This window comes from Acinetobacter sp. YH01019 (genome assembly GCF_013420285.1).
GTDB lineage: Bacteria > Pseudomonadota > Gammaproteobacteria > Pseudomonadales > Moraxellaceae > Acinetobacter > Acinetobacter gandensis.
Genome location: NZ_VOYM01000004.1, coordinates 45610 through 55527 on the forward strand (window position 1 = coordinate 45610; position 9918 = coordinate 55527).

Here is a 9918-nt window from a genome sequence, read left to right on the forward strand (position 1 = left end):
CACTTAGATATTAGGGACATTTAATAAGAAGTTAATTTATTTTAAGAACTTCCTTTAAGCCTGGCGATTCACTTATGAAATTTAGACCCTCATTTCAATTAAAGCCCTTGAGCTGTGGCATTAAAGTCGCAATTTTAGTGACTTGCTCGGCTTTTATTTATACCGCTAACGCCGATCCTATTTCTGAAAACGTAACCGCTACAAACGCTAATACGGCAAAAGTTCCTAACAACGCTCAAAAAATGATTTTCCATAAATATTCGATCATGCCGAATGATGGGCGCCGTAGTGCTGGTCGTTTTGGTGAATTTCGTTTGCGAGGGGGCGCTGCTGGTAGTCATAACGGTATTGATATTAGTCGTGCGAATCCTAATGACCTTACACTTAAAGCAATTGGTTCAGGTTCTATTGTCTCTTATGACACACGTTCATCTGGTTCAAGCAACCAATCAACCACTAACCCACTAATTATGCAGATGGATACTGGCGATCGAATCATGTATCGCCATACTGATCCATCGTATCAAAAAAAATTTAACGCTTACCCTGGTCAACGTATTCAAGCTGGTCAAAACATCGCACACATGTCAAATAAAGGCTGTGGTTCATGTGCCGTGCATTTGCACATTGAATATGGTGTAAAGGCAAAACGTGGGCTAGATGTTTGGCTGAATAAAAACTTAGATCAAGTTTTTAAAAATCCATCCATTGCACTTCAGCAACGCGTTAAAGGATCTGCGCCATATGTGGGTAGTTCTGAATATAAGTTAACAGATCCTACGCCATATTTACCTCAGGACGTTGTGATTAGTGTCTCGCCACAAGGACAAGCATTAGAAAACAAATACACACCGTACTTGGGTAACACCATTAGGACTCAATGGAATGCCTTATATTCATCATCAACAGGAATCACCCTCCCCGTTTCTTCATCGGTAGATGGCATTGCAGTAAAACAAGGCAAAAAGCTTCCAGCACTTGCATTTAGTGGCGATGTTTCGATGGATGCTTATGGATCTGCACAAGTGCAAGTCGCTCAAATGATTGCTGACGGTACTATCTCACCTGAAGCAGCTGCAAGCGGTACCATTTATGCAAATGATGTTGCTCAATATGCACCGCCTAGAACTATTTTTGGTGGTACGGCTGATGATGTGGGTTTTGATATTGGTGCACTTAATTCTACGCCAGCAGAATTAATTGAAAACATTGGTACTGGACGTTATGGCAACTCTAAATGGTTTAATGAATTAGCAACTATGTCGATGATGGGGCTTTTGATTGAAAAGCTAAACATTATCAATGCACAAAACTATTTGACTAAAGAGATCCATAAACAAAATGAACGCTTAGAGGCTCTTTTGGCAGCTTATACAGCGTCAGAAACTCAACGCTATTCTGGCCGTGTAGATGAACTTTATACGAAAGCTGAACAACCAACTGTTATTCCTGAAGTAGCAGTAGTTGAAATGAAACAGCTTTTTGAGGAAGGTGGAAACGGGCAAGTTTATTCAGATGCACAAATCTTAAAAGGTGGACAAGGTACTCCAGATCGTAAATGTGGTTGGGGTATACCAGGTGCTTTTGGTGCGGTTAAAGATGGTATTAAACGTGTTTCTTTAAAACATGGTTATAACCCTAATGACGTTGCAGCTATTCTTGGTTTTGAATCTGCCGGTTTTAATCTTAAAATTGACAACAACGCTGGTGCATATGGTTTAAGTCAATGGACTAAAATTGGTATAACAGATATTAATGCTTCAGATTTAACAGCGAGAGGAATACCAGCTTCAATTAAATCAAACCCTAAGCAAATCACTACACTGAGTGCTCAACAACAAGTCGAATTATTAGATTTATATCTTGCAGTAAAAGCACGACAACGTAAAAGCGACTATAATAATAAAACAATAGCTGGGTTTTATGCTCTAGTTTTAGGTGGACCATATAAAAGCCCTAGTCGTGAATATAATGCGAACAGAAACCTCGATAGAAACCCTCGAGATGGTGTTGTGACTTTAGCTGAAGCCGTTACATTTGAAGGTATTGTTATGCGTTTATGTCCTTACTATTCTGAATACCCTTAATAGAGCAATTAAAGGAAATATTATGAAAAACAGATTTTTGTCTTTATTGGGTTTTAGCCTTTTAGCATGTGCATCTTTTAATGCTAGTGCTAATACTAGCTCAGACTCTATTCGTGCTGAACTTGAAAAACTGCGCTTAGTAAACGTTAAATGTGCTGCGGTTTCTAACGATCCATTTGATGCAAAACACCTAAATTGCTATACAAATGTTTATAACCGCGCAAGTCAGCTTGGTAGCCTTGCTTCTAAATATATTAATAATGAAGAAGCTCCGCGTGTTCTAGCTGATCACAATCGAAACTTTACTCAGTTAATTGCTAACTGCGATCAGTTATACGCTGGCCAGACTGCAAAGTACAAAACACTAAGCATGCAATGTAAAGCGACCAACAAATTAGGTTGGGCAATGTTTATTCCGGCATTAATGAAGTAATAAAGGATCAGATTATGAAAAAGTTTTTAAGTTTAGCTTTGATATGTGCTGCTACCATTATTACGTCATCTGCCAACGCTGGTTATAAGACCAAAGCTGAAGCTATTCAAGCTTATAACAAGGTACAAGCCGAGTATCAAAAATGCGTATTTAATTATAATGAAGCGCGTGATTCTGAGTACGGTTCACCAGAACTTAAGTGCAATACACCGTACAACCAATCATTAACACGTTTCATCAAAGACGTTCGTGCGGAAAGTCAAAAGAATGCTGCAGCTTGGCAAGCAATCAATATACAACATATTAAATTTAGCCAAAACTGTGATAGTCAAACTATGGTGAGTTCATACAATCCATCGTTTTTTATTCGTCAATCTTATATGTGTGAATCCTCTGCTTTTACATCTTTAGCACAAGTGGCAATCGACCTTTCTTATTAATTTCAAAACATAAAAAGGACATCTATAAGATGCCCTTTTTTGTCGTTTGGTTTTAGACTTTTTCTATAATTGTTTCGGTATCTGGTGTTTCAACTTCAAACCCAAAGTGAAGATTACCGTATTCAATTGCTTCTTCTACCCAATGCAAGCCCATGTTTTGCTCATTTCCTACTTTGCTTGAATCATAAGCCTCAAGGGGCATCACCCTCTTAATATCATTTTCGATGAAAAAATATGTATAACAGTGAGGGTGCACATATATTCCATCAAAATAAAATGGAATTAAATATCTCCCCTTTAATTCCTTAAACTGCTCAATTGTATGTTTACTTGAAGCAATTCCACCGCCTGAATCTATGACAATGCTTCTAAAAGATCCTGAAGGAATATCAACGATAGCCAGGCCATCGAACGTTTCTACACCATTTAATATCTCTTTAGTTTTGAGATAAACACCTGGTTCAAAATGGCGTTGCTTGAAATTAAAATCTTCCGTGAAACTAAAGTTTGACTTTGTTTCCTTTTCAATTAGATGAAACATTTCAAGAAGTGGTGTGATTATATCTGCGACCTGTGAGCCCTTTTTCTTAACTAGCTCCATGATATACGGTTCGTGATGAAACTCTCCGCGAATATAACTAGCATTGTGACATGCCTGAAACACTCTATTTTGCAGAACTTCAACTTGATTAGGCATTTGAAATCTCCATATTTTTTGAATTTAAGTGTTCCAATAAATCATTAATGCCATCTGTAAATAATATGTTTTTGGCTCGTGTTACGGTCACATACAACAGCCGTTTTTCATCTGCAGAAATCATTAGCTTTTTATCGAGAATTTTATAGTTAAACCCTTTTGCGATTAGGACATTATCCCACTCTAAACCTTTACTCTTGTGTGATGTGCTAATGACCAAAGTATTTTTTGGGTCAGTTTCATCATCAGCCATACTATTTTCTAACGCCCACTCAATCACTTGCCATGAGTATTGGTTTGTTAGATCCAGAAAGGTTTTTAATTCTGTAGTTGCCCCCTCCACTTCTCCAAACACTTGTATATGGTCCACAAGCTCTTGGTAGGAAGAAAAGTTTTGAAGCTCTTTACACGTTGGCCGTTTATTTGCTCTCAGTTGAAAAATACCACTGAAAATATCTTTACTGCGCTTTCCATCAACCTCAAGACGTATTTTCTTTTCGCCATTAAGGTAGCTATGAAACTTAAAAAAGTATTCAAAAGCCGTAGCATTTGTTCTACAAATAATCGCGTTCAATGAAGATGGTGCATAACTTGATGTACTGAAAGTGGTAACTTTTGACGTTTTACTTGGTAAACCTTTTAACTGTCGGGTTTCACCAAAAAGTTTATTGAGAAGTAGATTAGCTATATCTGCAACTGCATTACCAAACCGAAACGACTGCTCTAAGTACAATGCTTCAAGATCTAGGTTCTGTAAAATATCTTTCGCACCCCTAAAGCCATAAATGCTTTGGTATGGATCTCCAACAAAAATAACTTTTGCTTTTTGACGTTTGAGTACATCTAGTATTAATTGGTCACTATCTTGGCTTTCATCTACCATCACGTAATCAAAATCAAGTTGTGGTTTTTGCAGTACCCACCACTTGAGATAGTAATCGTGTGTAATACCATAATCACCGTTTGGATCAACTACATCATTCCAGATCATTTTCGCAATTGAAGTGATTTTATCTTCAAGAACGTCATTGCGCTTAATTGATGTTTGTTCTTTTAATGCTATGTAAGCATGATCATTGGTAACAGTCTGATCCACTGTCATACAAAAATAACGTAATGTATTCAGGATAATCAGCGCTAATGTTAGATCGGTGAGTTGTCGGTTTTTCCCGTTGTACTGAAATCGAATGTTTTCAAGTTTAAACTTTTGAACAATATCTTTAGGAAGTAACGTAGGCTTGTTAATCTTATTTTTCAGCCAACCGGGTATATTTCTGTAAGCTAGGGAATGGAATGTAGAACATGTGACTGAATTCAATCCATATTCAGCGAATTTTTGATTAGCTTCATCTGCCATCTTTTTATTAAATGATAGATATAGTCCAAGCTTACCTAGTTGTTGCAAAGCACTACTACAGTGGATCAATGTCGTAGTCTTACCAGTACCAGCAAAAGCAATCAATTTAAAACTGGTTTTTAGTCGTGTTGCTTTATCAATTGCTCGTTGCTGTTCACTGGTAGGTTTTTGAGTAATTTTCTTCACAACCATTGCTTAATTTCGTGCTAGAAAAGAACTTGGTTTTTTGTTTTTCATTACAAGCACATCGCTTTCAACAATTTGCATCTGGCTTGCTAAAAAGTTAACTTGTTGCTTCAGTTCGTTTATATCGCTTTTTAGTTCAACTACTTGCACTTGCATGTCAAGGTTTGAATATTTGAGCTTGTTATTCTCAGTTTCTTTCTCTTTTAGTGCTGCCTGTAATCTTTTGATTTCCTGTTGGCTCTCTATGTTAGCCACATTAATATTGCTTTTGCTTTGAATATTTTGTGCTTGTGAAGATGTACTCGCAATTGCAACAGGTGTTGGCTTCGGTTCTACTGTGCCATTATATTTGGTTGTCTCTGAGATCTTATCCCATAGTGAATATGTGCGTAATGGCGCTGGTATATTTTGATTTGGTGTTGAAAAACTGGTGCGTAAAGCATTTGCACTGTCTTTAGAAACAATGTCTCCAGAACTATTAATTTCAGTAAAGCCAGCATAAGCAAGTGAAACAACTGTTGAAACTGCTACTGCACCAATTACCTTAAAATAGTTTGATTTCTTCATTAGAATGCCCCTTTCAAACGCTTATTTTTTGCCGTTTGATTTGATGATTTTCGATTGATTGTGTTGTTTTCTAAATTGATAGAAACACCTACATTCATGACCTGATTTTTCTGTGGGTTGTATTGAATAAAGACCAGTTCTTTTGCATATTTCTTTGCGTGTGTTAAACGTTCAGCATGAATTTCATCAAGATTAAATCTGATTTGCATTCGCGATATATACAGCTTGAATAACTGATCATTTACTTCAGCTAAATTTAAAACTAAGCCTTTTTCATCTATAGAAGCAGACTCGAAAGCTAAATCATTTAAAAACCAATTTTCGGGTTGTATTAGTAAATAAAACTTTTCAACTTCGCTTGTGATTGCATATGAAAAACAAAACTCATTCACCTGATAGGTGCTTAAACAAATGGTTTCATTGTTATAGCCACGTTTCATGTTTCGGTCATATGAGCTCAACCACCAAACTAAATAGTGTCGTGCTTCCAACTCTTTAACGGTTATTTGTGCTATTTCTGAGGCCTTTAGCTGTAATGCTTCAAGGTTTTCTATTCGTCTAGCTCTCATAGATAATTCACCTTATTTTTCTTTAAAGCATGAGTTATCAAAAGCCATTGAGTTAGGATCTAACCCCATGTTTTTAAGAGCCAAGGCTTTACCGTCAAGTTCAGGGTTATCAGATGTGCTTAGTTGTTGCGAACTTGTTTCTGAAGATGCATTTTTCGCATTAGTACCTGAACCTAAAAAGTAACCGCCTCCAGCAAAAACAACTACTGCAGCTACAATGCCCATAGCTGGCCAAGACTTTTTAAAACTAGAGAATCTATCTGCTAAAGATAAGCTGTATTTTTCTTCATTAGAACGTATAGTGCTGTCTGTAACATCAGCCTTATATTCATTTAGAGCTTGATGCCAAACTTCCTTTATGTAGCTTTGAAGTTCATTTGTACTGAAACGAACCTTGCTTTTGTTTAAGTAATAGCATGGCTCACTAATAAGAATTTCTGTGTTTTCGTCAGAATTTAAGAAAACTTGTCCTCTAAACAAATTATTCTCGACCTGATCAAATCCTTTGATCGTTAATAGTAGATCTGTGGCCTTTGCATCTATATTGAAGATGCTCACCTGGCGATTTCTATCCGTATCTCCAGAAAGGTCAGAATCTAAAAACATAGACTCATTGTTTATCTTAGAGAAATAAGGTGAAAAGTTACCGACAATCGATTGGAAAGCTTTCAATTGAGTTTTGTTCATCTCAATTCCCTCTTATTTGAAAATATAGTCAAGAGTGGCTGTTTCTGAAGTTCCTCTACGAGCTTCAACTTTTCCAGTCTTTTTATTTACAAAGATAGCAACTGGTACACCAGCAGTTAGTGGCTGTGGCTTTTGTCCAGCGCTACGAATTGCTTCTCGCTGTTCACGATCTTCTTTTGGCATTGCAACAATATCTTCGTGATAGAAGAAGATAGATTGAAGAGCGCCTAAGTGTTTATCCAACTCAGCAAGTTCCTGTGGTGTAGGAATCACTTTAATTGAGTTAATTTCTTCATCTGTTCCATTAAAGGTTTTATTAATAGTATCTTCAGATGGTTTACGAAGAATTCCAGCAGCTAATTGTTTTCCGTTTTCACTTTGGTTTAGAACTAAAGCTGGAATCCATTTAATAGTTGCACCGCTTTTAACGTATGAGCGAGAAAGGTTGAATGTTTCGTGGCAATATTTACAGCGTGGATCGTAAATGATGTAAACAGTGTTGTTATCATTCGCTTTTCCCTCTTTAAACCCTGAAAGCGTTTTTACAGCTTTAAAGACTGGATGATTGTATGCACTGGCCAAATTCCCAACGGAAGCTGTTGGTTGTTGTGCTGGTGCATTCATTTTTTTTGCAGTTAATTTAAGAGGCTCAGATATATTTTTTTTAGTAGCAGAATCCCAAGCTGTACCATGTAAGATGACTTTTTCATCGGATGTTGTAAAAAACACCGCATTTTTCCCATTAGGTGCCTCAAGAATCCAAGAAGTTAAACCTCCACTAAAGGGTTTAACTTCTTTTACTTTGCCCATTTTTTGCATCTTAGAAGTAAGGTCCTGAGATGGTGCAGCGTAAGTAGAGATTGTAATAATACTAATAGCGCAACTTGCTACTATTTTAGTGAAATTATTTAAAAGCATTTTAGAGTATTACCTTTTAAGCCATGTTTTAATAGTATAGTTAAAATATGGTTTTAAAAAAATAGTTAAATAAAAAAGACCGGTGTTTTAATACCGGTCAATTATAACTTATAAGTATAAGACTAAAACCCTTTTTGCTTGTTTTTTTGTATTTCATCCTGTGGTATTTCTACACTCACCATATCAAAAACATGATCATCACTATACTTAAAATCATCTTTATAATTGTTTTTAGAGTTATAAGATCCGTTGTTTAATTCCTTGTCCGTAAACTCTACTACTCGAATAATACTGTTTACATCTTCAGCAGCTTTTTGTCTAGCTTCAGTCATGGCAAAACTCAATAATTCGTATTCAAAACCAACAAGACCAATGTTAAAGTCTGGCTCTTCTAATGGCTTCCCTAATTTCACCTCAATTAGATAATGCGAGATTGGACCTAAACCCTCACTAAACAAAGACGGTCTACCAATATTCTGTATGAATGCGTATGCAGTTCGATTGTATAGTTTTAACCAGCGTATATCTGTTGGTGGCATTACACCTAGCTGTCTTGCTGTTAATACAACCTCACACAAAATAGTTCTTACATATGCATGGTTATTAAAAATCTTAGTAGCAACGGGATGTTTAATGTATTTGTGAATTCTTTTTCTAAGGAAGTCAAAATTAAACCCTACAAGCTTACGATCGCCCTCAACATACTGATTTTCAATTGTAAACAATGGGTTGCTAGGTATATTTTTTGTGCAAATATCCCAATAGTAATTAATTAATGTTGTTGAATCTTTTTTGATTTTACGGAACTCTTTATCATCCATAGATTCATCAGTCGCACATGCTACTGGTAAATACAAAGCTAGCAAAATTGTATCAACATCGGATAAATACGATAATTCATCGGGTGTTGTTTCTTTTGAACTATCAAGGGTTATCCAAAGATCCCCTAGTTGTGCACGTAAGACATTTAAAAACTTCTCTTCATCTATGATAGGTACTGTTTCGCTTTTATCATTATATTCTTTCGTTACTCCGTTGATTGTAATGTTCACAAGGCGCTCTTTTGTTCCTGTAATTAACTCATGCCTATTTGCAAACTCATAAGTTGAATCAAGCGCTTTAAAATGACCATTGTTCGTATCATATTTTGACAAGTCTAATGGACCAAAAACCTGTAAGTGTCTTTGGTTTGGAATTTGTTCCTCTATGAACTCTTCTAGGTTCATGCTTTTGATAAAGCCCCGTGCTGGATGCTCGCTGTTGAAGCGGTCATAAGCTTTCTTTATCCAAGGTGTTGCCAGCAAAAATATTAATAAATTCCATGCTTGACTGGCTTTTGAAATTTGAAAAATAGTGACTTCGCTAAACTTATTTTGACAAAATAATGGAAGCCAATTGTTTGTTGGTTTACATAGGTGTTCTGTTGAATACACCAACTCACTTAGTAAAGGTACGTAATTAAGCCCGATAGCTTTGAATAGGCTATGTATCCACCATAGAGGAATAATTAAAATGCCTTTTGTGTATACTAAAAACCCTACAATTTGAGGTTTATAAGCAAACCATACAGCCAAAAAAGCCACTAAAACCATAACAACAGTAAATATATAAATATGATTCTCATGTACAAGCTTATCTTTTGGATCTGCCATTTTATACCCTATTAATATGTGTATTGTTGAGTATTATATAGTTAATATTGGTTTTAATCTAATTCCCCTTAAACCTTTTAAGGATTTTAAGTATGGTTTTAAGATGTTGACTAAAGTGGCACTTAATACCTTTTAAAGCTTAAATCAGGTCAACCTCAACACTAAGCCAGTATTCTTGGTCAAATACTAAAAAGAATGGGTAGTGTCTAAATGTGACGTGTTAACCACCTATCTTTCATGTCTTGATTGTATTTTAATAAAAATAGATGCAAGACAGCTTCATGATTTTCTTTCTTCTTGGAAAAGCTTAAAGTTTTCCGTGTAA

Annotated in this window: 10 protein-coding genes; 3 read left to right on the forward strand and 7 right to left on the reverse strand. The window is 36.0% G+C overall.

Going from position 1 to position 9918, the window contains the following annotated elements:
* The first annotated feature begins 74 nt into the window (after positions 1-74).
* The 3 genes from FTT84_RS02195 to FTT84_RS02205 are packed head-to-tail and all read left to right on the forward strand — an operon-like array spanning position 75 to position 2960.
* Positions 75-2087, forward strand: coding sequence for a peptidoglycan DD-metalloendopeptidase family protein (locus tag FTT84_RS02195; protein ID WP_180057542.1), 2013 nt, complete (start codon positions 75-77; stop codon positions 2085-2087).
* A gap of 22 nt (positions 2088-2109) precedes the next feature.
* On the forward strand, positions 2110-2520 hold the full coding sequence (locus tag FTT84_RS02200; protein WP_180057539.1) for a hypothetical protein: 411 nt from the start codon (positions 2110-2112) through the stop codon (positions 2518-2520).
* Between the two features lie 14 nt (positions 2521-2534).
* Complete coding sequence (locus FTT84_RS02205) at positions 2535-2960, forward strand: hypothetical protein (protein ID WP_005005821.1); 426 nt, start codon at positions 2535-2537, stop codon at positions 2958-2960.
* Positions 2961-3012: 52 nt separating this feature from the next.
* On the opposite strand, the gene FTT84_RS02210 is transcribed toward FTT84_RS02205, so the two are convergent.
* The 7 genes from FTT84_RS02210 to FTT84_RS17990 all read right to left on the reverse strand — a co-directional run bounded on the left by FTT84_RS02210 (position 3013) and on the right by FTT84_RS17990 (position 9593).
* Positions 3013-3657, reverse strand: coding sequence for a hypothetical protein (locus tag FTT84_RS02210; RefSeq protein ID WP_180057536.1), 645 nt, complete (start codon positions 3655-3657; stop codon positions 3013-3015).
* Positions 3650-5206, reverse strand: coding sequence for a UvrD-helicase domain-containing protein (locus FTT84_RS02215; protein ID WP_032055052.1), 1557 nt, complete (start codon positions 5204-5206; stop codon positions 3650-3652). Before FTT84_RS02215 ends, FTT84_RS02210 begins: the two co-directional genes overlap by 8 nt.
* 3 nt (positions 5207-5209) lie before the next feature.
* On the reverse strand, positions 5210-5767 hold the full coding sequence (locus tag FTT84_RS02220; protein WP_032055050.1) for a hypothetical protein: 558 nt from the start codon (positions 5765-5767) through the stop codon (positions 5210-5212).
* Positions 5767-6336 (reverse strand): hypothetical protein, encoded by a 570-nt coding sequence (locus tag FTT84_RS02225; RefSeq protein WP_005005866.1) that lies wholly within the window; start codon positions 6334-6336, stop codon positions 5767-5769. The genes FTT84_RS02220 and FTT84_RS02225 overlap by 1 nt, the downstream gene beginning before the upstream one ends.
* Before the next feature lie 12 nt (positions 6337-6348).
* Positions 6349-7023, reverse strand: coding sequence for a hypothetical protein (locus FTT84_RS02230; protein ID WP_032055049.1), 675 nt, complete (start codon positions 7021-7023; stop codon positions 6349-6351).
* 12 nt (positions 7024-7035) lie between these two features.
* Positions 7036-7941 (reverse strand): hypothetical protein, encoded by a 906-nt coding sequence (locus FTT84_RS02235; protein ID WP_005005870.1) that lies wholly within the window; start codon positions 7939-7941, stop codon positions 7036-7038.
* 122 nt (positions 7942-8063) lie between these two features.
* Positions 8064-9593 carry a hypothetical protein gene (locus FTT84_RS17990; protein ID WP_227609687.1) on the reverse strand — a complete coding sequence of 510 codons (1530 nt, stop codon included), beginning with the start codon at positions 9591-9593 and terminating at the stop codon, positions 8064-8066.
* Positions 9594-9918 lie beyond the last annotated feature (325 nt).